General features: G+C 70.3%; 24 protein-coding genes. 12 read left to right on the forward strand and 12 right to left on the reverse strand.

Translation table 11 applies throughout. The features are described 5' to 3' along the window. Position 1: 1 nt before the first annotated feature. A complete protein-coding gene (locus P9849_RS09040; RefSeq protein WP_278266508.1) occupies positions 2-925 on the reverse strand; it encodes a hypothetical protein in 924 nt (307 codons plus the stop codon). A 236-nt stretch (positions 926-1,161) separates the two neighbouring features. On the opposite strand from P9849_RS09040, the gene P9849_RS09045 reads away from it, so the two are divergent. Further along, positions 1,162-1,770 carry a DUF4304 domain-containing protein gene (locus P9849_RS09045; protein ID WP_278266509.1) on the forward strand — a complete coding sequence of 203 codons (609 nt, stop codon included), beginning with the start codon at positions 1,162-1,164 and terminating at the stop codon, positions 1,768-1,770. 10 nt (positions 1,771-1,780) lie between these two features. Here the strand turns inward: P9849_RS09045 and P9849_RS09050 are convergent, their stop codons facing one another. Together P9849_RS09050 and P9849_RS09055 are read right to left on the reverse strand one after the other, a co-directional pair. Then, positions 1,781-2,962: a HAMP domain-containing sensor histidine kinase gene (locus P9849_RS09050; protein ID WP_278266510.1), complete on the reverse strand. Its 1,182-nt coding sequence runs from the start codon at positions 2,960-2,962 to the stop codon at positions 1,781-1,783. After that, positions 2,956-3,651 (reverse strand): response regulator transcription factor, encoded by a 696-nt coding sequence (locus P9849_RS09055; protein ID WP_278266511.1) that lies wholly within the window; start codon positions 3,649-3,651, stop codon positions 2,956-2,958. The genes P9849_RS09050 and P9849_RS09055 overlap by 7 nt, the downstream gene beginning before the upstream one ends. A 194-nt stretch (positions 3,652-3,845) precedes the next feature. Here P9849_RS09055 and P9849_RS09060 point away from each other — a divergent pair, with 194 nt between their 5' ends. The 4 genes from P9849_RS09060 to P9849_RS09075 all read left to right on the forward strand — a co-directional run bounded on the left by P9849_RS09060 (position 3,846) and on the right by P9849_RS09075 (position 7,433). Next, positions 3,846-4,322: a DM13 domain-containing protein gene (locus P9849_RS09060; RefSeq protein ID WP_278266512.1), complete on the forward strand. Its 477-nt coding sequence runs from the start codon at positions 3,846-3,848 to the stop codon at positions 4,320-4,322. Further along, positions 4,322-4,810 (forward strand): DoxX family membrane protein, encoded by a 489-nt coding sequence (locus tag P9849_RS09065; protein WP_278266513.1) that lies wholly within the window; start codon positions 4,322-4,324, stop codon positions 4,808-4,810. The genes P9849_RS09060 and P9849_RS09065 overlap by 1 nt, the downstream gene beginning before the upstream one ends. A 45-nt stretch (positions 4,811-4,855) precedes the next feature. Continuing rightward, a complete protein-coding gene (locus P9849_RS09070; RefSeq protein WP_278266514.1) occupies positions 4,856-6,877 on the forward strand; it encodes a glycosyltransferase family 39 protein in 2,022 nt (673 codons plus the stop codon). Between the two features lie 64 nt (positions 6,878-6,941). Further along, entirely contained in the window at positions 6,942-7,433 is a 492-nt protein-coding gene (locus P9849_RS09075) for a hypothetical protein (RefSeq protein WP_278266515.1), read from the forward strand. Between the two features lie 12 nt (positions 7,434-7,445). On the opposite strand, the gene P9849_RS09080 is transcribed toward P9849_RS09075, so the two are convergent. From P9849_RS09080 to P9849_RS09095, 4 genes are read right to left on the reverse strand one after another with little or no spacing between them, the layout of a single operon-like run. Beyond that, positions 7,446-8,069, reverse strand: coding sequence for a GyrI-like domain-containing protein (locus P9849_RS09080; protein ID WP_278266516.1), 624 nt, complete (start codon positions 8,067-8,069; stop codon positions 7,446-7,448). 29 nt (positions 8,070-8,098) lie between these two features. After that, positions 8,099-9,271 (reverse strand): acyl-CoA dehydrogenase family protein, encoded by a 1,173-nt coding sequence (locus P9849_RS09085; RefSeq protein WP_278266517.1) that lies wholly within the window; start codon positions 9,269-9,271, stop codon positions 8,099-8,101. Further along, positions 9,268-10,533, reverse strand: a complete 1,266-nt coding sequence (locus tag P9849_RS09090; RefSeq protein WP_278266518.1) for a beta-ketoacyl-[acyl-carrier-protein] synthase family protein — start codon at positions 10,531-10,533, stop codon at positions 9,268-9,270. The genes P9849_RS09085 and P9849_RS09090 overlap by 4 nt, the downstream gene beginning before the upstream one ends. Further along, the gene (locus P9849_RS09095; RefSeq protein ID WP_278266519.1) at positions 10,530-12,041 is read right to left on the reverse strand and encodes a fatty acid--CoA ligase family protein; all 1,512 of its coding nucleotides are present in this window, start codon (positions 12,039-12,041) and stop codon (positions 10,530-10,532) included. Before P9849_RS09095 ends, P9849_RS09090 begins: the two co-directional genes overlap by 4 nt. Before the next feature lie 253 nt (positions 12,042-12,294). On the opposite strand from P9849_RS09095, the gene P9849_RS09100 reads away from it, so the two are divergent. From P9849_RS09100 to P9849_RS09110, 3 genes are all read left to right on the forward strand, one after another. Beyond that, positions 12,295-13,347: an iron ABC transporter substrate-binding protein gene (locus tag P9849_RS09100; protein ID WP_278266520.1), complete on the forward strand. Its 1,053-nt coding sequence runs from the start codon at positions 12,295-12,297 to the stop codon at positions 13,345-13,347. Positions 13,348-13,468: 121 nt separating this feature from the next. After that, the gene (locus P9849_RS09105) at positions 13,469-14,953 is read left to right on the forward strand and encodes an iron ABC transporter permease (RefSeq protein ID WP_278269141.1); all 1,485 of its coding nucleotides are present in this window, start codon (positions 13,469-13,471) and stop codon (positions 14,951-14,953) included. Next, positions 14,950-16,110 (forward strand): ABC transporter ATP-binding protein, encoded by a 1,161-nt coding sequence (locus P9849_RS09110; protein ID WP_278266521.1) that lies wholly within the window; start codon positions 14,950-14,952, stop codon positions 16,108-16,110. The genes P9849_RS09105 and P9849_RS09110 overlap by 4 nt, the downstream gene beginning before the upstream one ends. On the opposite strand, the gene P9849_RS09115 is transcribed toward P9849_RS09110, so the two are convergent. The 5 genes from P9849_RS09115 to P9849_RS09135 form a co-directional block, all read right to left on the reverse strand. Continuing rightward, on the reverse strand, positions 16,101-17,105 hold the full coding sequence (locus tag P9849_RS09115; protein ID WP_278266522.1) for a HAMP domain-containing sensor histidine kinase: 1,005 nt from the start codon (positions 17,103-17,105) through the stop codon (positions 16,101-16,103). The genes P9849_RS09110 and P9849_RS09115 overlap by 10 nt on opposite strands. Next, positions 17,098-17,772 (reverse strand): response regulator transcription factor, encoded by a 675-nt coding sequence (locus P9849_RS09120; protein WP_278266523.1) that lies wholly within the window; start codon positions 17,770-17,772, stop codon positions 17,098-17,100. The genes P9849_RS09115 and P9849_RS09120 overlap by 8 nt, the downstream gene beginning before the upstream one ends. A 39-nt stretch (positions 17,773-17,811) precedes the next feature. Beyond that, positions 17,812-18,555 carry a phosphatase PAP2 family protein gene (locus P9849_RS09125; RefSeq protein ID WP_278266524.1) on the reverse strand — a complete coding sequence of 248 codons (744 nt, stop codon included), beginning with the start codon at positions 18,553-18,555 and terminating at the stop codon, positions 17,812-17,814. A gap of 143 nt (positions 18,556-18,698) precedes the next feature. Further along, on the reverse strand, positions 18,699-19,169 hold the full coding sequence (locus tag P9849_RS09130) for a GNAT family N-acetyltransferase (protein ID WP_278266525.1): 471 nt from the start codon (positions 19,167-19,169) through the stop codon (positions 18,699-18,701). A 29-nt stretch (positions 19,170-19,198) separates the two neighbouring features. Then, a complete protein-coding gene (locus P9849_RS09135) occupies positions 19,199-19,552 on the reverse strand; it encodes a metalloregulator ArsR/SmtB family transcription factor (protein WP_278266526.1) in 354 nt (117 codons plus the stop codon). A 156-nt stretch (positions 19,553-19,708) separates the two neighbouring features. Here P9849_RS09135 and arsB point away from each other — a divergent pair, with 156 nt between their 5' ends. From arsB to P9849_RS09155, 4 genes are all read left to right on the forward strand, one after another. After that, on the forward strand, positions 19,709-20,752 hold the full coding sequence (gene arsB, locus P9849_RS09140) for an ACR3 family arsenite efflux transporter (RefSeq protein ID WP_278269142.1): 1,044 nt from the start codon (positions 19,709-19,711) through the stop codon (positions 20,750-20,752). Beyond that, entirely contained in the window at positions 20,749-21,159 is a 411-nt protein-coding gene (locus P9849_RS09145; protein WP_278266527.1) for an arsenate reductase ArsC, read from the forward strand. The genes arsB and P9849_RS09145 overlap by 4 nt, the downstream gene beginning before the upstream one ends. A 65-nt stretch (positions 21,160-21,224) precedes the next feature. Next, positions 21,225-22,631 carry an FAD-dependent oxidoreductase gene (locus P9849_RS09150; protein WP_278266528.1) on the forward strand — a complete coding sequence of 469 codons (1,407 nt, stop codon included), beginning with the start codon at positions 21,225-21,227 and terminating at the stop codon, positions 22,629-22,631. A gap of 86 nt (positions 22,632-22,717) precedes the next feature. Further along, positions 22,718-23,056 (forward strand): transcription initiation protein, encoded by a 339-nt coding sequence (locus P9849_RS09155; RefSeq protein WP_278266529.1) that lies wholly within the window; start codon positions 22,718-22,720, stop codon positions 23,054-23,056. Positions 23,057-23,075 lie beyond the last annotated feature (19 nt).

Below are 23,075 nucleotides of genomic sequence, written 5' to 3' on the forward strand. Positions count from 1 at the left end.
ATCAAGCCGCGCGCCGTCGTCGCCGGATCACTCCGGCGACGACGGCGCCCACGGCACCGATCACCAGCGCGACCAGCACATATCGCCACGACATGCCCGCCGGTCCGAGCGCTGCGGCGAAGGTCTCTCCGGCCGCTTCCAGCGCATCCCGGGGATTGCGGAGGAGAACCCGGGAGCCCGCCGCGGTCATGATGCCGGTGAAGAGGGCCGGCACGATCCAGAGCAGGAACAGCGACACGATCCAGGCCAGCACCCGGCCCACGCTGCGCACCCCGCACCAGGCCAGCACCGCGCCCACCAGGACGGCGGGGAGCCATTCGAGCAAAGGAACCGGGGAGGCGATCCGGAATGGGCCGTCCTGCGCGTACAGCAGCGTGCTGAGCCACGAGTCGACGACGAGGGCGCCCATCGTCAGGCCCAGCGCGGCACCCGGCGCCGGAGCGCGCGACACGAGCACCGCGACCAGCAGGCCCACCACGATGGACGCGATGATCACTCCCAGGATGGTCCCGAAGTAGAGATCGCTCCGCGAGTCCTCCGACAGTCCCGGGCGCACCGCCGAGGCGGTCTGCGCGGTGGCCGCACCCTGCACGAGCAGGAGCCCCGCCCAGGCCAGGACGAACCCCCGGGCCCGCCGGGGACGGCCCACGCTCCGCAGCAACAGCCCTGCCAGCGCCGAACCGGTCACGATCAGGGACACGAGCAGGACCAGAGAGTACTGACTGAACGGCAGGGCCACCAGCGGCATCGCGTCCGGTGACACCTCGTCCGCCCAGAGATTCTGGAGCGGCAGCCGCATGCCCTGAAGGAGCCACGGCAGCAAGCCCACCAGAGCACAGACGACGCCGAGGACGAAGCCGGCCCAGTCGGGGAGTCCGGTGCGCGTGCGGGGGCGAAGGGCCGGGGCCGTATCGGTCGTGTCCATGTCCTGATCATGGCACGAAGGTCACAGCGCGGGCCTGTCATGCGGCGGCGGGGTGGGCCTCGGAGCCTCCTCCGAGGAGCCGAAGGCCGTGCCCTGGTCAATCGGACTGCATTCCGCATACTCTTCCAGAGTCGCCGGGAGGAACCGGCGACTGGACGACAGGGGGAACACATGGGATCCACAGCGCAGCAGGCAGCGACGCCGCCGATGACGCCTCTCCGCCGGGAGGGGCGCGCATGAGCGAGCTGGAGGCACGGTTCGACGCTCTCGTAGCCGGCGTCGTTGTGCCCGCGCTCAAGCCCCTCGGCTACCGGAAGCGCAAGCTCAGCTGGTCGCGGGAGACGCCCGAGGCGGTGCACGGCATCACGCTGCAGCGCAGCCAGGGCAACGCGCCGGACCACTTGCGGTTCTACGTCGAGGTGAGTGCGTATGTGCCGGAGTTCGCGCGGACCGTGGGCGCCACCGTCCCGGATCGGCTGGAGAAGGCGACGCCGCAGTACAGCAGGCGCTTCGAATCCGTGATCGACTGGCCCGGCCAGTGGATCAACCTGGAATCCTGGACGGACGAGGACCTCCACCCGGCGTTCGGTGAGGCCCTGCTCCAGCTCGACGGGCACCTCGCGGCGATCGATGCCGCACCGGCCCTCGCCGAGGCGCTGCGGAGCGGCGGTCCCCTCAACCTCGATCTGTTCGCCTGGTGGTGTGCCAGCGGGAACAGCGAGGAGCGGGCCGCGCAGCTCTCGGCGGCTCAGGAGCAATTCGGTCACGAGGACCGCTGGCCGCGCCTCCTGGCCCAGTTCGAGCGCACCGCGGGCCGCTTCGGCGTGGTCCTTCCCCCGGGCTGATCGGGCCGGGTCAACCAGCTGAAGCCGCGGGCGGCGGAGCGTCTCCGGCACCGTCACGGCCCAGCGGCAGCGTGACCTCCAGCTGGAAGCCGTCGGGGACCTGGCCCGCCCGGACCATCCCGCCATGCGCTTCGACGATGCCTCGCACGATCGCCAGCCCGAGACCCGCGCCCGAGGAGAGCGCCGACGGCTCCTCGGCGGTCCGCGCCGCATCGGCGCGCCACCCGACCTCGAAGATGCGGCCCAGATCCTCGGCGACGACGCCGGGGCCCTGGTCGAGCACCGTGAGGACCAACCGGTCCCGCTCCAGGGTGTCCGCCGAGATGAGGATCTCCGAATGCTCCGGTGCGTGCCGGATGCCATTGCTGAGCATGTTCCCCAGCACCCGGCTCAGCTCCCGGGGATCGGCCCACAGGACCCGCCCCTCGACGCCGCGCTGCGAGATGCGGATGCCCTTCCGCTCCGCCAGCGGCTGGACATCGGTCACGGCGTCCGAGACCAGGTCCAGCAGCTCCACCAGTTCCGGCTGGAGCCGCAAGGTGCCCTCCTGGAGCTTGGACAGCTCGAACAGGTCGTCCACCATCCTCGTCATCGCCTCGGCGCGGGACCCGATCCGGCGCGCGGTGACCCCGGCGTCCTCCACCACGCCGTCCTCGAGCGCTTCCGCGAGCGCGCGGATCCCGGTGAGGGGCGTCCTCAGATCATGCGAGATCCCCGCGTAGAACTTTCGCCGCGCGGCGTCGAGCTTCTCCAGTTCGGCGCGTGCGGCCGCGAGCCGGCGTGACGTCTCAGCGAGTTCCGCGGACAGTTCGTTGAACTCCTGCCAGCCGGGCGTCCCCGCCACGACGACGGCGCCGTCCCCTACCCGCTGCGCCGACGCCACGAGCGCGTCCAGGGACCGCCGTGCGGTCCTCCCCGTGACGAGGACGGCTGCCGTGACACTCAGGACCGCAGACACCCCGAGGACCCACACCAGGACCGTGAGGTCGTGGGGTGAGAAGAACATCTCCACCAGCACGGCGAGCGTGGAACAGGCGATCGAGAGGACGACCGCGACGATCACGATCGCGAACTGGGAGGCGATCGATCCGCGCCGGTTCCAGCGCAGGGCAAGCCAGGCGAGCAGGCTGACGGCCCCCGTGCAGACGGCCGTCGTCACGACGATCAGCAGCAGATCCGCAGGACTCAGCATGACGGCTCGATCGTGAAACGGTATCCGGCTCCCCACTCGGTCCGGAGATAGCAGGGGAAGCGCGGATCGGGTTCGATCTTCTCCCTCAGCCGGCGGACGTGCACGGTCACGGTGGAGGGGTCGCCGAAGCCCCACCCCCACACCTCCCGCAGGATCTCGTCCCGGCTCACCACCTGGTCGGGGTGCTGGACGAGGTAGAGGAACAGCTCGTACTCCCGCGTGGTAAGCGCCATCTCCCGCTGGTCGGCCCAGACGCGCCGGTGTGCCGGGTCGATCCGGAACCGGCCGGCGGTGAAGGCTGACGGGGCGCTCGAGGAGACGCGGCGGCGGACCAGGGCCGCTACCCGCAGCTGCAGCTCGCGCAGGGCGAAGGGTTTGCTGAGGTAGTCATCGGCCCCGTGTTCCAGCCCTTCGATCCGGTCCTCGACGGCGCCCATCGCGGTGAGCATCATGATCGGCACGTCGGAGAAGGTCCGCACCTCACGGCACAGCTCGTCCCCGCTGAGTCCTGGCATCATGCGGTCCACGATCAGCACATCGGGCACCTGCTCCCGCAGGGCGTCGCGGGCGCTCGCCCCATCGGCGTGCTGGGCCACCGCGTATCCGGCGGCGCGCAGGTAATCGCTCACGATCATGCGGACGGTGGGGTCGTCCTCCACGACCATCACGCGGGCTGTTCCAGGGTCCATAGTCGAAGCTTAGCCGCGCCGCTCCGGCTCCGGACGGTGGTGGATCTTACCGTTCTGAAAGGTCTCTTACGGCCGTGAAAGGACCGGCCCGCGAGCGCTTCGCGGCTGCTTGACTCGAGGACAGCGAGCGGCCCTCCTCCGGGTGGTGTTCCGCTCCTGACCGGATCACCTCACCTCATAGAAGGAAGAACATCATGCGTACCAAGGCTCTCGTCGGTGCAAGACTTCTCGCTCTCGCCCTCTCCCTGTCCGCGTGCGGCGGCGGGACCGCCGGCTCGCCCAGCGGCGGCTCCTCCTCGATGCCCGAGTCGAGCATGCCCGCGGCGGGCGGGTCGCCGTCGTCGATGGCGTCGGAGTCCTCCATGGCCATGGCCAAGCACCAGGGCGACTTCGCCGGGCTCAACGGGAAGTCCGTCGAGGGCACCGTGACCGTCGCCGACGGCAAGGTGACCCTGGCCGGCTTCTCCTCGGACGAAGGCCCGGATCTGCACCTGTACCTGGCGTCCGGAACGGACGAGGCGGCCATCGGCACGGGCACCCAGCTCGGCAAGGTCTCCTTCAACACCGCGTCCCAGACGTTCACCCTCCCGGCCGGCGCCGGGTCCTCCGCTTACGTGGTGGTGCACTGCGACAAGGCGAAGGCCGTGTTCGGCGCCGCCAAGCTGTCCTGATGGACCGCACCGGACCACGGATCCCCGCCCTCACCGCCCCGCTCGTCGTCGGAGCGGTGAGGGTGGTCCTCGGGATCCTGTGGCTGAATGAGGGCATCACCAAATACCGTGCGGGCTTTGGCCGGGCGGACATCCTCCTGGTGGCGGGCAGCGCCTCGGGCAACAGCCGGGTGCCGGAGTACTTCCAGTGGTTCGCCACCGGGGTCCTGGGCAAGGCGCCTGAGCTGTTCGGCGTGCTCATGCCGCTGCTGGAGGCCGGGCTGGGCGTGGCGCTCATCCTCGGGGTCCTGACACTGCCCGCCGCGGTGGGGTCGGTCTTCACGCTCATGACCTACTGGATGGCTGACCAGCTGATCGCCCAGTACCCGGTCATGGTGCTGCTGTCCCTGGGGGTGGTGCTGTTGCCGCGCAGCGCGACGCGCCTCTCACTCGACGCGCTCCTGCTCCGGATCGTCCGACGACGGCGGTCAGGCACAGCAGGCGCATAGGATCGGCACAGTCGCCACATGCCCTGCCGGGGTGTGCTGGTGTGCATGACTTCCAGCCCAGCCTCCCTGTCCCCCGGTTTCTCACCGGCACTCGACCGTCCCACGCCCCGCACCGGCCGTTGGGGCCCCTGGCCGCTCGGGCTGCTCGTCCTGGGACTCGGGGCCGCCGCGCTCACGGTGTGGGGTGTGTGGTCCGGATCCCGGTCCGAGTACTACGCCTCGATCGCGCTCTCGATGAGCCAGAACTGGCACAACTTCTTCTTCGGAGCGTTCGACCCGTCCGGGACCGTGACCCTGGACAAGATCCCCGGCTCCTTCTGGATTCCGGCACTGTTCGTCCGGCTCTTCGGGTTCTCCACGCTGACCGTCGTCCTGCCGAACGCCCTGGCCGCCGTGGCCGCGACGCTGCTCGTGGCGGTCACGGCGAAACGGGTGGCCGGCACGACGGCGGGGCTCGTGGGCGGTGCGGTCGTCGCCACCACGCCCATCCTCGTGGCGGTGTCCCGTTCGAACCAGCCGGAAACCTTCTTCGTCCTGGGCCTCGCTCTCACCTCCTGGGCCGCCGTCCGCGCGCTCGAACGGCGGAGCCTCGGCTGGTTCCTCCTCGCGGGAGCGTTCGTCGCGGTCTCGTTCCAGACGTACATGCTGGAAGCCTGGGCGGTCTGGCCCGCCCTGGCCGCCGCCTACCTGTGCACGGCACAGCCGTGGTGGCGGAAACTCTGGCATGCTGCGCTCGCAGGGGTGACCAGCCTGGCCCTCTCGCTCGTGTGGATCGTTGCGGTCGCCCTCATCCCGGCCACGGACCGCCCCTATGTGGGCAGCACGCTCCACAACGATCCGTGGGAGATGGTGTTCGGCTACAACGGTCTGGGACGCTTCGGGACCAGCACCGCGGACTCCTCCGCTTACAACTCGTTCACTCCGCCGTTCTCCGGCTCGGCCGGCGCCTTCCGTCTCTTCAACGAGCAGCTCGCCGGGCAGATCGGGTGGCTCGTCCCGGTGGCGGTGCTCGCCGTCGTCGTGCTGGCGATCCTCCGCTTCAAGCCGGCGGTGACGGTGTTCCTCGGGGTGTGGATCCTGACCTTCGGGGCCATGTTCTCCGCGGTGGCCGGGATGCACCAGTTCTACACGGCGGCGCTCGCCGTGCCGATGGGGCTGGCGGTCGGCCTGGCGATCGGGGTGGCCCGACGGCGGCGGGTGGTCTGGGCGCAGCTCGCCCTGCTGGGCACGGCGATGGTGACCGCGGTGGCGATCGCGTTCGTCTATGGCGGGTACTCCGTGGCGGTCGCCGCCGTCCAGGTCGTGCTCGGACTCGGCGCGATGGCTCTCATCCTCCGCGAGGCCCGGAGTGGTGCGGGAACCCGGTTCTGGACGTCCGCGCTGCTGCTCTGCGGGCTGCTCCTCACTCCGGCGGCGTGGTCCGTGGTGACGATCGCGCACCCCAATGCGACCAATCCCGTCGCCGGCGGCGTCAGCGACATGAGCTTCGGAGGGCGAGGCGGACCTGACGGTGCCGCGGCCCGCTTCGGTGGCAACCGGCAGGGCTTCAGACAGGGCCAGCTCGGGGGCATGCCGGGCACCCCGCCGAATGGATTCCAGGGCCGCGGCCTGAACGGCGCCCCGGGCGGGGCCGGCTTCCCCCAGGGCGCAGCTGGCGGCCGTGAAGGCACGGCGTCGACGGCGCTGCTCAGCTATCTGCGGGCCAATCGTGGAGACGCGGACTACCTCGTGGCGACCTTCGGGGCGCAGGAGGCGGCGGGTCTCATCACGGGCTCCGGCGGCGAACCCGTGCTGCCCATCGGCGGCTTCAGCGGCAACGACCCCGCGCCCACCCTGCAGAAGTTCACGGCACTCGTCAGTTCGGGAGCGCTGAAGTATGTGCTCGTGGGCGAGGGCGGCAGGGGCGGTGGCTTCGGCGGCAGCTTCGGCGGTGCGCCGGGCGGCTCCACGGCGACGACCACGGCCTCCGAGATCAGGACCTGGGTGGAGGCGAACTGCACGGCGGTCACCGCCGACGGCGTCACCGGCCTCTACCAGTGCACCGCGACGGCCGCGCAAGGGGCGTGAGGCTCCCTCGGGGCCCGGCTGGTTTCCCCGGGTGACATGATGGGACCACGACGAAGGAGATGACGTGTCCGGATTGATCGATGCCGCCCTGGATGAGGACGGTTCCCTGACGGCTTCCACCACGCTGCCCGGCGAACGGGACGTGGAGGTGCTGGCCGAACCCGGCGAGCAGAAGCTCAGTCTGGAGCAGCTCACGGAGATCGTCGAGGACGCGCTGCGGCCCCTGGACCGCGGGACGTTCTCCGAGGCGGAGCGCGAGATCCTTGCCGCGCTCGACGGCGGCACCACGACGAAGGCGCCCACGCTCGGCCTGGACGGCGTGATCGTCGAGCCGGGCGGCGTCGTCGTGCTGCTGTACACCGCGCAGTCCCCCGCCGGCGAATCCACCGTCTACTGCACGCTCGGGCCGGACCAGAGCGTGGAGAGCATCGAGGTGGCCGACGAGGACGTTCCGACGGTCGATTTCGACTCGCTGGATGACCTTCTGGACCACCTCAGCGCAGCGCCCGACAGCGCAACCCCCGGCGCGGAGCCGGACGCGCCAGCCCCGCGCTGACTCCCGCCTGACTCAGCGCTGCACGCGCTCCACCGGCTGCCGGAGGATGGTGCGCTGCTTCTCCGGGGCGGTCCGGCGGAAGTCGCTCAGGTAGATCTCGTGGTGCTTCCCGCGGAGGGCCAGTCCCTCCGCCGGGACGAACTCGTGGTGGAGGCGGTCCAGGACGGGGGCCTCGTCATCGAACGAGCCGAGGTGGAGTGTCTGCACGCACAGCCCTTCCGCGAGCGCCTCGAACCGGACGTCGTCCAGGCGGGCCGGGCGGTTCTTCGCCGCGGCCTGCTCCTTGGCCGCCAGCACCTGGTCCTCGTCGATCCACTCGGGCACCAGCAGCATCATGGTCCAGTCCCACTGGGACTTGTCCCGTGCCGTGGTGAAGGCGTCCAGGTCCTCGGCCCACCACAGTCCCTCGAGCGGGGGGACCACGTAGTCACGGCCTGTCGTGGCGCGGCTGCCGAACTTCAGTTTGTAGGCCACCGGGTACAGGGACTCGACGGCCCGCGTGAAGTCGGGTGAGGAGTTGGGGTCCCCGTGCCCGTCGATCATGAGGTACCGCCGCTCCGGGATCGTGAGGATCCGGAACGCGCCCTTCGGCGCCTGGTACGAGTCCAGGGTCTTCTTGAGATCGATCTTGTCCATGGTGTCCCCTCACTCCGCGTCTCGATCTGTCAGTCGTCCAGCAGGGCCGCCGCGAACATCGGTCGCGCGGCGTCGGCCGACGGCGGGTGGAAGAGCCCCGCCGTCGCGTCCCGCCAGACACGGCTAAGCTCGGAGCCGTTGTCGAAGCCACTGCCCCCGGCGCACATCAGCGCGGTCTCGGCCGCCCGCCGTGCGGCGGTGGCCGCGTTGAGCCGGGCGCTCACGAGGCGCAGCGGCCAGCCGGCGCCGTGATCGACCAGCTCGTCGACGTCGCGGGAGTAGGTGTCCAGCTGGGCGGGGACCGCCAGGTACTCGAGGTGGGCGTCGGCCAGTCGCGCGCGGTACTCCGGCACTTCCGAGAAGGGGGTGCCGCTCTTGGCCGAGCTGCGGCGCTTCAGACCCGCGGCGCCCAGCTCCAGGGCGCGCCACGCCACCCCGGCATAGACGGAGCCGATCATGAGCTGGAAATGGCTCGTGATGGCGAACGTCAGCAGATCCGGCGTGCGGCCGGGCGGGATCCTCCGCACCACGTTCCCGGCTTTCAGCGGGACGTCCTTGAGGATCGTGGCGCGGCTCTGGGAGGCCCGCATCCCGAGCACGTCCCACTGATCCGACACCGTGATGCCGGGGGCGTCCCGTTCGACGAACCCGTAGACGAGTCGGGGGTTCTCCGGATCAGACGCATCCAGGCCGTGCGCCAGCAGGCGGGTCCAGACCGGGGAGAGCGACGTGAAGATCTTGACGCCGGTGAACAGGTATCCGCCGTCCTCCTGGACCTCGGCCACGGTGGTGGACCCCTGCAGCACCCAGTCGTTGGAGGGTTCGCTGATCCCGAAGGCGAAGACCTCCCCGGCCATCGCCTCCTCGAACACGCGGGTCAGGGAGTCGTCGCCGCGCGCCCACAGGGCCCGTGCGACGCCGGTGCACATGAGATGCATGTTGATCGCCAGGGCCGTGGCCGGGGCCGCCGTCGCCAGGCGATGCTGCAGCCGCGTGACCTCGAGCAGATTCAGGCCGGGGCCGCCGAACTCCTCCGGGACGAAGAGCTGCAAGTAGCCCAGCTCCCGCAGCTCGGCGAAGTCCTCGTCGAAGAAACGGTTCTCCCGGTCGTAGACGGCCGCCCGCTCACGGAACCGCTCAAGCAGCTCCTGCGGCAGGTACCGCTCCGCCAGTTCCGCCTGCTGCGTCACCCGATCGGTCACGGTGTTCCTCCTTCATCCGCGCGGGCCAGCAGCACCGCGGCATTGTGCCCGCCGAATCCGAAAGACGTGGACAGCACACTGTTCATGCGGAGCGGCCGGGCGATTCCGGTGACGATGTCCCAGTCCGGGAACTCGGGATCGTCGAGGTTCAGGGTGGGCGGCAGGAGCCCGTCGCGCAGGGCGAGGATGGAGAGCACGGCCTCCACCGCTCCGGACGCCCCCAGCAGATGTCCGGTGAGGGACTTGGTGGCGCTGATCGGGATGGTGCGGGCCGCAGCGCCCAGGGCCGCCTCGAAGGCGAGCAGCTCCGCCGCGTCCCCCGCCGGGGTGCCGGTGCCGTGGGCGTTGATGTGCCCGACGTCGACCGGACCGGCCCCCGCGTCGGCGAGGCAGTCTCGGATCGCCTGAGCCGCCCCGAGTCCCTGTGGGTGCGGCGCGGTCGGATGGTGCGCGTCACTGGACGCCCCGAAGCCGGCGACCCGTGCCAACGGCGCCGCACCCCGGGCCGCCGCATGCTCCGCCGACTCGAGGACGAGCGCGGCCGCCCCGGCGGACATGACGAAGCCGGAGCGTGCCCGGTCGAAGGGCCGGCTCGCCGCGGCGGGGTCGTCGTCGTGGCCAGTGGCCAGGGCCCGCAGATTCGCGTTGGACGAGAGGTTCACCCCATTGAGGCAGTCCTCCATGCCCACGACCAGGACCGCGTCGGCGTAGCCGTGCCGAATGCGTCGCAGCCCCTCGCCGAGCGCAATGGTCCCGCTCGCGCACGTGGCGGACACGCCCTGGGCCGGGCCGCGCAGGCCGTGACGCTGGCTGAGGAGTGCCGCGGCGGCGTCGGGCGCACCATGCATCGAGAGCGTCAGCGGCACCGCCCGCGGGCCCCGGGAGTCGAGGAGACGCGTGGCCTGCTGCATCGCGTCCACGGGGCCGGACCCCGTGCCCGCGATGACGGAGACCCGGGAGGGATCCCAGGGCAGTTCCGCTCCGAGGGCTCCGGCCTGACCGAGCGCTTCGTCGGCGGCGGCGAGCGCCCAGTGCTGCACCGGGCTGAGGCGCCGCACGAGGTTCCGTTCCAGGACCGTTTCGGGGTCGAAGTCCCGCACCTGGCCGCCGATCCGCACCGGCAGCCCGTCGAATTCTTCCCCCTCCAGGCGCGTGATCGCGCTCCGGCCCTGCGACACGGACTCCCAGAGCAGCTCCGCGCTGAGACCGCTGGGCGTGATGGCCCCGAGTCCTGTGACGACGACGTCGCGCGGCGCGCTCACAGCCGGACCGCCGCGTCGCCGTCGAGCAGCTCAGCCGTGGCCGGGCGGCGGATCTTGCCGCCCACCGTGCGCGGCAGCCGGGGCGCCAGATACCAGCGGCGCGGCACGAACTGGGGCGCCAGGCGTTCCCGGGCCCAGGCCTGGAGCGCTTCCTTGCCCGGGGCGTGCTCGCCTTCGAGCACGAGCGCCACCACGCTGCCGAGGCGCGCGTCCGGCACGGCCACGGCGCACACGGCGCCCAGCCCCGGCATGTCCTCGAAGGCGCGCTCCACCTCGGGCAGCGCGATCTTGTGCCCACCGCTGACCACGATGTCGCCCGACCGGCCCAGAAGTTCGATTCGCTCCCCCACGTGCCGGGCCTGATCGTGCACCGTGGCCCAACCGTCCGGCTGCCGGAGCACAGCGTCCGTGGTGCCCGCCAGATAACCGTCCGAACAGGCCGCCGCGCGGACCCACAGGGTGCCGGGCTCGCCGTCGGGCAGCTCCTCGCCCGCGCGGTCCCGGACGCTGACCTCGATGCCGGGATAGACCGCGATGGCCGTGCCGTCCCCGTCCCGGCTGTCTCCGATGAAACCGATCTCCGCCGCGCCGTAGTAGCTGATCAAGCGCACCTGAGGCAGCGCGCGGGCGAGACCCGTGCGGATCGCCGAGGACAGATTGGCGCCGCCCGTGACGATGAGGTCCAGCGAAGCGAACCGTTCGGGGTCCCGACGGGCGCCGTCCGTGATCGCCTGGACCACCGCCGGGACCGCCACCACCCGGCTGATGCCGCCGGCGGCGAGGCGCGGGCCCAGCGCGATCGGGTCGAACGCGTCCGCCACGTGCACGCTGCCGCCCGTCGCAAGGCATTCGATGACCGCATACAGGGTGAGGCTGTAGGAGACCGGCCCCGGTGCCAGAGTGCTCACGCCCGGCAGGGGCTCCAGATGAGCGCTCGAGACCGCCACGTTCGCGCGGTACTGCTGCCGGGTCTTGAGGAACGCCTTGGGATTGCTCGTGGTGCCGGAGGAGAACAGCAGGAGGAACGCCTCGTCGCCGCCGCGGACCGTCGGCGCCGGTGCAGGAGGCAGCGTCTGTTCCAGGTCCCGGAAGTCCGTCAGGCCGAGGAGGGTTCCCGTCCAGCCGCTTGCCGTGAGCGCCGCCGCGAGGTCCTCCGAGTCGCTGATGACCAGACCGATCCCGGTCGAGAGGATCACGCCCACCCGGTGCTCCAGGGGCCAGCGGGGATCGATCGTGGCGGACACCGCACGGTAACCGGCCAGCCCGGCCATGATCCTCGCGGTGTGGAAGGCGGAGTCGATGCTCACGGCGGTGACCGGGATCCCCCGGGTCTCGGCCGCGGGCGCCGGCGGAGCGGGCTGGCCGCAGTGCAGGGACTCCACGGCGGCGAAGACCCGGCGCGAATCCTCCACGAGACCCCGGTAGCTCAATCGCCCTTCGGCTCCGGCGATGGCCGTCCGCTCGGGATGGTGTTCCGCGACATCCAGCACGGTCCGGGTGATCGGCACCTGCGTCCTTCCCTGGTGGTCATCCCGGCACGGCCCGGCTCAGTCAGGCCTCGGGTTCGGCCCCAGTTTAGCAAGGGGTTCCGTGGCGGTTCGGGGCCTCACGGGCGGACCGCGACCCTCGCGGACGGGCCCCGACGTCATCTTCGGATCGTCCCGTCCTTCACGCATTGGCACCTTTAGGCATAGCTAACCTAAGCTTGCTCAGGACCCTCCCCAGGACTCCGAACCCTTTTGCACGTAGAAAGCAGTTCCCATGAAGTTGCGTAAGAACGCTCTGGCGGGCATCGCCCTCGCCGCGACCGCCGCTCTCGGCCTGGCCGCCTGCGGTTCCGGCAGCTCCGCGCCCGCCGCGGGCGGATCCGGAGGCTCCAAGATCTCCGGCGAGATCACGGTCTACAACGCCCAGCACGAGTCCCTGACGAAGGAATGGGTGGACGCGTTCACCCAGGAGACCGGCGTCAAGGTGACCGTCCGCCAGGGTGACGACTCGGAGATGTCCAACCAGATCGTCCAGGAAGGCGCCGCCTCCCCCGCCGATGTCTTCCTGACCGAGAACTCTCCCGCGATGGCGCAGGTGGAGAACGCCGGCCTGTTCGCGGACGTCGACAAGGCCACCGTGGATCAGGTCCCCGCCGCCTACCGACCGTCGACGAACAAGTGGACGGGCATCGCCGCCCGCTCCACCGTGCTCGTGTACGACAAGAAGAAGATCTCCGAGGACAAGCTGCCGAAGTCCATGCTGGATCTCGCCAAGCCGGAGTGGAAGGGCAAGTGGGCCGCGTCGCCGTCGGGCGCCGACTTCCAGGCGATCGTCGCCGCGCTGCTGGAGCTCAAGGGCGAGGCCGCGACCATCGAGTGGCTCAAGGGCATGAAGGAGAACTTCAAGGCCTACAAGGGCAACAGCACCGCGATGAAGGCCGTCAACGCCGGTGAAGTGGATGCCGCGCTGATCTACCACTATTACTACTACGGTGATCAGGCCAAGACCGGCGAGAACTCCAAGAACGTCACCCCGTACTTCTTCAAGCACCAGGATCCGGGCGCGTTCCTGTCCGTCTCCGGCGGCGGCGTCCTGAAGTCCGCCAAGAACCCGGCCGCCGCACAGGCGTTCCTGAAGTTCATCACCGGCAAGAAGGGCCAGGAGGTCCTCAAGAACGGCACCTCCTTCGAGTACGCGATCGCGTCGAACGTCGAGGCGAACCCGAAGCTCGTGCCGATCAAGGATCTGCAGGCCCCCACGGTGGACCCGGCCAAGCTGAACTCCGCCAAGGTCACCGAGCTGATGACGCAGGCCGGACTGCTCTGATTCCGTGACCGCTGATTCAACGGCCTCCGCCCCGGTGGAGGCCACCGTCAGGCCGCCGCAGGCGGGCAAGGGCGCACGCCCTCGCCCGCCTTTCGGCGTCTCCGTGATCTCTTTGATCGCGATGCTCATCGCGCTGCTGTCGCTCATCCCCCTCGGGTACGTCGTCTACATGACGGTCACGACGGGCTGGGACACGGCGGTCTCGCTCATCGTCCGGCCGCGCGTCGGGGAGCTCCTGCTGAACACCGTGCTCCTGGTGGTCCTCACCGTGCCGCTGTGCCTGGTGCTCGGCGTCGGCGGGGCCTGGCTGGTGGAGAGGACCACGCTCGCCGGTCACCGGTTCTGGGCCGTGGCCCTCGCCGCGCCCCTCGCGATCCCTGCCTTCGTCAACAGCTACGCCTGGGTCTCCGCCGTCCCATCCCTCGAGGGGATCGGATCCGGAGTGCTGATCTCCACGCTCTCCTACTTCCCGCTGGTCTACATCCCCGCGGCCGCGGCTCTCAGCCGGCTGGATCCGGCGCTCGAGCACTCGGCCGCCTCACTGGGCCTGGGTCCGTGGGCGTCCTTCTTCCGGGTGGTCCTCCCCCAGCTCCGCGTGGCACTGACCGGTGGCGCGCTTCTGGTGTCGCTGCACCTGCTGGCCGAGTACGGCGCCTTCGCCATGATCCGCTTCGACACGTTCACCACGGCGATCATGATCCAGTTCCAGTCCACCTTCAACGGGACCGCGGGCAACATGCTCGCCAGCGTCCTGGTCTTCCTGTGCCTGCTCCTGCTGCTCGCCGAGGTCCGGGGACGCGGATCCGCCCGGTACTCCCGCGTCGGTTCGGGCAGCCAGGGCATCGCCCTCCGCCTCCCGCTGGGCCGCTACCAGTTGCCGGCGCAGCTGTCGCTGCTGGCCCTCGTGCTGCTCGCCTTCGGCCTGCCCCTGGCCTTGGTCCTCCGCTGGGCCGTGCAGGGTGGCGCCGCCGTCTGGACCGCGGACGAGTTCGTCCCCGCCCTCCTGCAGACCCTCTTCTACGGGGTGGTCGGCGCCGCGGTGACCACCGTGGTGGCGTTCCCGCTGGCGTATCTGGCGGTGCGGAACCCCACCTGGTTCAGCAAGGCCCTGGAGCTGTGCAACTACGTGACCAGTTCACTGCCCGGGATCGTGGTGGGTCTGGCGTTCGTCACAGTGACCATCCGCCTCGCGCCGGCGGTCTATCAGACCACCGGCGTGCTGATCGCCGCGTATGTGCTGCTGTTCCTCCCCCGGGCCCTGGTCAGCCTGCGCTCCGGTCTCGTGCAGGCCCCGAAGGAACTGGAGGAGGCGGCCCAGGCACTCGGCACGTCCCCGTTCCTGGCGTTCCTACGCGTCACGCTGCGCCTCACCGCCCCCGCGGCGGCCGGCGGCGCCGCCCTGGTGTTCCTGGCCATCGTCAACGAACTCACGGCGACGCTCCTCCTCTCGCCCAACGGCACGCACACCCTGGCCACCGAATTCTGGAGCAAGAGCAGCGAGATCGACTACGCCGGAGCCGCCCCCTACGCGCTCCTGATGATCGTGCTCTCCGCCCCCATGACCTACCTCCTGTTCCACCAGTCCAAGAAAGCAGCCGGACAGTGACCTCCCCCTCCTCCGCCCACTCCGTCGCCCCCGGCGTCGCGCCCTCCGTGGCCGGCACCACCGACACCCATCTCGCGATCGACGGCGTGGTCAAGAACTTCGGCAGCCAAGAGGTGTTGCGCGGGATCGACCTCGCGGTCGCCCGCGGCGGGACCACCGCGATCGTGGGGCCGTCGGGGTCGGGCAAGACCACACTGCTGCGGCTCATCGCCGGATTCGAACGGCCCGACGCCGGCTCCATCCGTCTGAGCGGCACGGCCGTGGCGCAGGGTTCCGCCTGGGTTCCGGCACATCGGAGGAACGTCGGCTACGTGGCGCAGGACGGCGCGCTGTTCCCGCATCTGTCGGTCGCCCAGAACGTCGCCTTCGGCCTCGCCGGTGATCTGGGCAGTCACCGGTCCTCCGCGGCCAAGGCCCGGATCCGGGAACTGCTCGAGATGGTGTCCCTGGACCCGGCTCTCGCCACACGCCGTCCCCACGAGCTCTCCGGCGGCCAGCAGCAGCGCGTCGCCCTCGCCCGCGCCCTCGCCCGTGAACCCGAAGTGATGCTCCTGGACGAGCCCTTCTCAGCGCTCGACGCCGGCCTGCGCGTCGCCACGCGCCGCGCCGTCGGCGAGGTGCTACGGACCGCCGGCGTCACCACCGTGCTCGTCACCCACGATCAGGCCGAGGCCCTGTCCTTCGCCGATCAGGTGGCCGTCATGCGGGACGGCGCCCTGGCCCAGGTGGGCAACCCGTTCGTCGTCTACACCCGGCCCTCCGACCGGGCCACCGCGGAGTTCCTGGGCGAGGCCGTGGTGCTGGACGCCTGGCTCGAAGGCTCGCTCGCCATGTGCTCCCTGGGCGGGATCCCGGTCCGCCGCCCTCCGGCACAGGGCAAAGTCCACCTGATGCTGCGGCCCGAGCAGATCCGGATCGCCCCGGACGGCCCGATCCGCGGCACGGTCGTGGACACGGACTACTTCGGCCCCGAGACCACCGTCCGGATCCGGCTCAACCCCCGTCCGGCCACGGCCGGCGGTCCCGAGATCCCCGGCGGCGGCGAGACGATCACCATCCGCCACTGGAACGCCTCCATCACGCGCCCCGGCACGGAACTGTGCCTGCGCGTCATCGGCGAAGGCGTCGCCTTCCCTTGGGATTCCGCTCAGGACTGAGTGCGCCCCGGCTTCGCCGTCGGCAGGACGATCCGCATGACCGTGCCGTCCGGACCCGTCCGGACTAGTTCGGCCCGGCCACCGGCCTGCACGGCGATCTCCCGGACCAGCGCCAGTCCGATCCCGTACCCGCGCCGCCCAGTCCCGGCCGACTCGGCGGAGCTGTGAACGAAGCGTTCGAAAATCCGCTGCCGGTCGACGTCGGAGATCCCGCTGCCCGTGTCCGCGACGCTGAGCGTGACCATGTCCCGCTCCTGGCCCACCGTCACGGTGACGTGGCCGCCGTCGGGGGTGTGGGCCAGGGCGTTGTCCAGCAGCGCGAGAAGCGCGCGCCGGAGACTCTGCTCCCTGATCACCGCCGTCGCACCGGGCAGTCCCTGGTGTTCCACGGTGACGTGACGGTCCGCGGCGAGCCCCGCCGCGCTCCCGACCACCTCGATCGCCAATGCGCCCACGTCGACCGGGCCGGCGTCCTGCGCGGTCTCGCGTCCGGTGGCAGCCTCGAGGAGCCCGTCGACCAGTTCCGTCAGCGCCGCGGTGTCCTGCCGGATCTGCGCGAGTGCCTGGCCGGCCTGCGAATCCGCGGGGCTGGTCCGCTGCGCCAGCTGCACGCGCGCGTCCAGAATGGCCAAGGGTGTCCTCATCTCATGGCTCGCGTCCTGCACGAACCGCCGCTGGCGGGCGAGGGCGTCGCTGAGGGGCCGGATCGAGCTGCGGGCGCTGAACCAGCCGATCACGCCCGCCAGCACCACACCCACGAGTCCCACCAGGATCATGTCGCGGATCAGGTCCCGCGTGTCCAGGGAGACGAAGACCGCCCCCGGCTCTGCGGCATCGGGGCCCGGGCCGCCGGCCTTGCTGACGAGGTACACGGTCGCCACGGCGAGCAGACACAGCACCAGGGCGCCGCAGGCGGCGCTGATCCGGAGGGCGATCCGCAGCGCGGCCCTGCGGAGCTCCACCTGGTCGGGGCCGGGACGGCGGGGTTCAGTCATGAGGGTCACCGATCTGGTAGCCGACGCCGTGGACCGTGCGGACCACGGCGCGGGAGATCTTGCGGCGGAGATGGTGCACGTGGGTGTCCACAAGACCCGGGGTGTCGGTGGGCTGGAAGACGCGGGCGAGGATCTCCTCGCGGCTGAAGACCCGCTCAGGATCGGCCGCCAAGAGCGCGAGCAGCTCCCCCTCCTTGGCGGTGAGCGAGGCGCTGAGTCCGTGGACCGAGCGGGCCTGCCGCCCCGCGGCGTCGAGTTCCCAGTTACCGAAGCTGAGCGACGACGGCGGCGCGTCGTACGTGCGGGTCAGCGCCCGGAGCCGAGCGGCCAGTTCGGCGGCGTCGAATGGCTTGGTCATGTAGTCGTTCGCGCCGGCGTCGAGCCCCCTGACCTTCTCCTCGGTGGCGCCGAGCGCGGTCAGGAGGAGGACGGGTGTCGCCACGCCGTGCTCCCGCAGAGCTTGGACGATGGCGATGCCGTCCAGACCCGGCAGCCCGCGATCGATCACCAGCACGTCCCATTCCCGGCTGAGCGCGAGGTGCAGGCCCTCCCGGCCCTGGACGGCGAGCTGCACCCGGTACTCAGGGGCGAGGAGTTCTGCGGTCAGAGGACCCAGGACGGGGTCGTCCTCCACCAGGAGCACGGAGGGCCGGGGCGCGTGATTCACAGGACCATTCTCGCTCCCTCTCGCGCGGGACCGTGGTCTTCAGCCGTGTCCTTCCACCTTGCGGGCCACGCGGGAGACCAGCGGAAGAGCCAGAACCCGCGGAACCAAAGTGTTCCAGAGCCAGGTGAACGCGAGCATCGCCGCACCGGTCACGAGGAAGGAGGCGAGCACGTCCGTGGGGTAATGCACCCCGATGTAGAGACGGGACCAGGCCACCACCAGCGCCACCGCCGCCCCGGCCCACACCACGATCCGTGCCCGGCGGGTCCCCTGCAGCAGGAAGTAGACCGCGAAGACGAGCGCCACCGCCAGGCACGTGTGGCCGCTGGGGAAGCTGTTGGAGCCGGTCTCCGGCGCCAGAGGGTCCAGGAGCAGAGCGGGGTTCGGCCGCGGGCGCGCCACGATCAGCTTGAACACCTGCGACATGCCCCAGCCCCAGCTCACCGCCGAGGCGAACAGCACCGCCCGCAGGACCTGTCGACGGACCAGGAGGATGACGGCCCCCACCACGATGATCAGCACCCCGGCCACCGGGCTGAACAGCGTGTTCAGGCCCATGGCGACGGCGGTCAGGAAGGCCTCGTGGTGCCGGCTGAGCTCCTGATCCACCCCGAGCTCTGCACCGCTCAGGCCGGGCATCAGGCGGATGCAGAGCCCCAGCGTCAGGGCGGCCAGCGCGAGCGCCGACGACGCCGGCAGCCAGTGCCGCGGAACGCTCAGCCGAGGGAACCCCCGGGGAGGCCTCGGCCGGGCGGGAGAGGCAGGCGTGGACTGCGAAGCCATGGATGTTCCTTTCGAACCGTGCGTGGCTCCGATCGTGTCAGGGCGGTCCTCAGAAACTCTTAAGAAGTGCTCTGGGCCTCTGTGCGGGGCTCCGGCCTCGGGTTCAGGGATCCAGTGGCGTGGTCATTGACCTACCGCATCAATCAGCACGTCCCAGATCTGCGTTCGATGAGGAACGTATCCTGCCACTCGCCATCAGCGCGCCGCGCGATGCGTTCGCGGCGGCCGACGAGGCGGAATCCGGCGTTTTCGTGCAGGCGGAGGCTGGCCTCGTTCTGGGGGAAGATGCTGGATTGGAGGGTCCAGATTCCGGCGGCCTCGGTGGAACCGATGAGCGCGGTCAGGAGGATTTTGCCGAGTCCTTGACCGCGTGCTGCGTGGTGGAGGTAGATGGAGTGCTCGACGACGCCTGCATACGCCGGACGCGCGGAGACGGCCGAGACCGCGGCCCAGCCCAGCACTTCCCCGTCGACGTCGGCGACGAGGCGGTGCGCCGGGAGCCGTGAGGCGGTGAAGGCCTCCCAGGTGGGGGTGGTGGTTTCGAAGGTCGCCAGTCCGGTCGCGATCCCTTGGGCGTAGATCTCTTCAACGGCAGGCCAGTCTCCGGCCTCCAAGGGACGAATGTCCGCCGCGAGTCGGGGGTTCACAGGCTCTCCACGAGTCCGGTGACCCGGTCCAGGGCGCCCTCGACCAGGGAGTAGTACGCCCAGGTGCCGCGCTTTTCACGGTGCAGCAGTCCGGCGTCGACCATGATCTTCAGGTGGTGTGAGACGGTCGGCTGGCCGAGGTTCAACGGCTCGGTCAGATCACACACGCAGGCCTCCCCGCCTGGGGCGTTCTTCACGATCGAGAGCAGGCGCAGCCGGTTCGGATCGGCCAGGGCCTTGAACACCACGGCGCGGTCCGCGACGTCCTCGGCGGTGAGGGCCGGCGGGGCGGAGGGCTCGCAGCAGGCCGTTCCCACGGGGGTGAGCTCCAGAGTTCGCGAGGCGTTCATGAGTCCATCCTCCCACATACATTGACATCCATCGATCTGTGGTTTGATACTCAGGTAGATCGATGTTCATCAATGAAGAGTGTGGGTGTGGTGGGTTCTCAGGGAGTGGCCGCGGTGCGGGATGCGTCTGCCTCGGCCGGTGGGCGTTTGTCGCGGATGGACCGGTTCTTGCCGGTGTGGATCCTGGTGGCGATGGCTGCGGGTCTGGGGTTGGGGGCGTTGGCACCCTGGCTGGGTCCGGCGCTGGAGGCGGTGAAGGTGGGGCAGGTGTCCTTGCCGATCGCGGTCGGGTTGTTGGTGATGATGTATCCGGTGCTGGCCAAGGTCCGGTATGACCGGGCTCATCGGGTGCTGGCGGATCGGAAGTTGATGATCGCTTCTCTGGTGTTGAACTGGGTTCTGGCGCCGGCGTTCATGTTCGTGCTGGCGTGGGTGTTCTTGCCGGATCTGCCGGAGTACCGGACCGGGTTGGTGATCGTGGGGTTGGCCCGGTGCATTGCGATGGTGCTGATCTGGAACGATCTGGCCTGTGGTGACCGGGAATCGGCCGCGGTGCTGGTGTTGCTGAACTCGGTGTTCCAGGTCCTCGCGTTCGGGGCGCTCGGCTGGTTCTACCTGCAGCTGCTGCCCGCCTGGCTCGGTCTGCCCACCACCAGTGCGGACTTCTCCTTCCAGACGATCACGGCCTCGGTGCTGGTGTTCCTCGGTATTCCCCTGATCGCCGGTTTCCTGACCCGGACTGTGGGCGAACGGTTCAAGGGCCGCGCCTGGTATGAGGGCAGGTTCCTGCCTCGTCTGGGCCCGTGGGCGCTGTACGGGCTGTTGTTCACCATCACCGTGCTCTTCGCCTTGCAGGGCGGCACGATCCTGGCCCGTCCCCTGGACGTGGCCCGGATCGCGGTCCCGCTGCTGGTGTATTTCGCCGTGGTCTTCGCCGCCGGCATGCTCGCGGGCAAGGTGCTGGGTCTGGGATACGCCCGCACCACCACCTTGGCGTTCACCGCGGCAGGGAACAATTTCGAGTTGGCGATCGCCGTGGCCATCGGCACCTTCGGCGTCACCTCGGGCCAGGCCCTGGCCGGGGTCGTCGGCCCCTTGATCGAAGTGCCGGCACTGCTCGGCCTGGTCTACGCGGCCCTCTGGGCCAGAACCCGTTACTTCACCACCCCCAACCAGCCCGCCCTCCAGGAGATCTCGTGAGCACTGAAACCAAGAAACCCTCCGTGTTGTTCGTCTGCGTCCACAACGCCGGCCGGTCCCAGATGGCCGCGGCCTACCTGACCAGCCTCTCCGGTGGGGCGATCGAGGTCCGTTCTGCAGGCTCGCAACCGGCGGATCAGGTCAACCCCGCCGCGGTAGCAGCGATGGCCGAGGTCGGGATCGACATGTCCGCTGAAATCCCCAAGGTCCTCACGACCGAGGCCGTGCAGGAATCCGATGTGGTCATCACCATGGGATGCGGGGACACCTGTCCGTACTTCCCTGGCAAACGGTACGAGGACTGGGTTCTGGAAGACCCGGCCGGGCAGGGCCTGGAGGCCGTTCGTCCGATCCGGGACGAGATCAAGACCCGGGTCCAGGACCTCATCGCAACCCTCACGAAGTAGCAGCCCACCGCACGAGAGTATCCAGGCGCCGCCAAGAGGCGTCGTGATCCCTTAGGAGAATCCTCATGGACAGCACCTCGCAGCTTCCCGTGGCCGTGATCGGGGCCGGCCCGATCGGCCTAGCCGCCGCCGCGCACCTGCTCGAGCAGGGCCTGGACCCGGTGATCTTCGAATCCGGCCCCACCCCGGCCGCCGCAGTCAACCAGTGGCGGCACATCCGCCTGTTCTCCCCTTGGCGGTTCAATCTCGACGCCGCCGCCGTCCGGCTCCTGGAACCCACCGGCTGGGAATCCCCCCGGCTCACGGCCCTGCCCTACGGTGGGGAACTCATCGACGAGTACCTGGCACCCCTGGCCGCGCACCCGGCGATCGCGGGGCGCCTCCACACCGGCGCCCGCGTGATCGCCGTGACCCGGGCCGGGCTGGACAAGACCCACAGCCGGACCCGGGAGCAGGCCTCGTTCCGGATCCGCGTCCAGAGCACCGACGGCACCGTCGTCGACCACCTCGTAGCCGCGGTGATTGATGCCTCCGGCACGTGGAACGCCCCCAACCCTGTCGGGACCGGTGGGCTGCCCGCGATCGGCGAAGACTCCGCCGCCGACCGGATCACTTCGCCTCTGCCCGACGCGCTGGGCGCCGACCGAGACCGGTTCGCCGGCCGTCGCGTCCTCGTCATCGGCTCCGGACACTCCGCAGCGAACACCCTGATCAACCTCGCCACTCTGGCCCGGGACGAGCCCGGGACCCGGGTTCTCTGGGCGATCCGGGCCGACACCGCCAACCGCGTCTACGGTGGCGGGGACGCCGACGGACTCCCCGCCCGCGGGCAGCTCGGCACCCGCCTGCGCCGCCTCGTCGAGGCTGGCACCATCCAGCTCACCGCCGGATTCCACACCCAACGGATCGACGCCACCGACGACTGCCTGGTCCTCACCGCGGTGGACGGGCGCGCCTTGGAAGCCGATGTCCTGGTCCCGGCCACCGGGTTCCGCCCGGAGCTGGACATGCTGCGCGAGCTCCGCCTGGATCTCGACCCCATCGTCGAAGCACCCACCCGGCTCGGACCGCTGATCGATCCGGAATTCCACTCCTGCGGCACCGTCCCACCCCACGGCGCCCGGCACCTGGCCCACCCCGAGCACGACTTCTACATCGTCGGTTCTAAGTCCTACGGCCGCGCCCCGACCTTCCTCCTCGCCACCGGTTACGAACAAGTCCGGTCCATCACCGCGGCCCTGGCCGGGGACAGCTCGGCCGCAGAGGACGTACAGCTCGTCCTGCCCGAAACGGGGGTCTGCTCCGCCGGCGCCGGAACCAGCTGCGACACCCCCACAGGCCAGGACCCGGAAACCGACACCGAGTCCTGCTGCCGCACCCCTGAACCGGCGTTCCTCGGCATTCCCACCGGGCTGGCCCACGGGCGGGCCGCGGCCGGATCCTTCGCTGCTGGCAAGACGGAACGACTGTGATCGGCACGCGTTCACTCGACCCCTAGGAGAGTCTGACGGGAAACACACCCCTTGCGCCCGCCGACCGGCGGGTTCAGGATCGCCCTATGACCAAGTACCTGATTTCGTTCCCCAGTGACGCGATGGTGGTCCCGGAGGAGGACTTCCCCACCGTCGTCGCGGAGTCCCACGCCGTCATCGCGGAAGCGCAGGCGGCCGGCGTCTACGTCTTCGGCGGCGGCATCAACGAGGAAGTGGAGCCGGTGCGCGTCGGGGCCGACGGGTCCATCAGCCCAGGACCGTATCCGGGCCTCGACATCCGCGGCGGCTTCACGATCCTCGAACTCCCGGACCGCGCATCAGCGGAGGCGTGGGCCGCGAAGATCGCCGCCTCGTGCCGCTGCCCGCAGGAACTGCGGGAGTTCATGTACGACCCGATGAGCTGAGCGGGCTGCCGCTCAGCTC

Source organism: Arthrobacter sp. Y-9 (assembly GCF_029690065.1).
GTDB lineage: Bacteria > Actinomycetota > Actinomycetes > Actinomycetales > Micrococcaceae > Arthrobacter_E.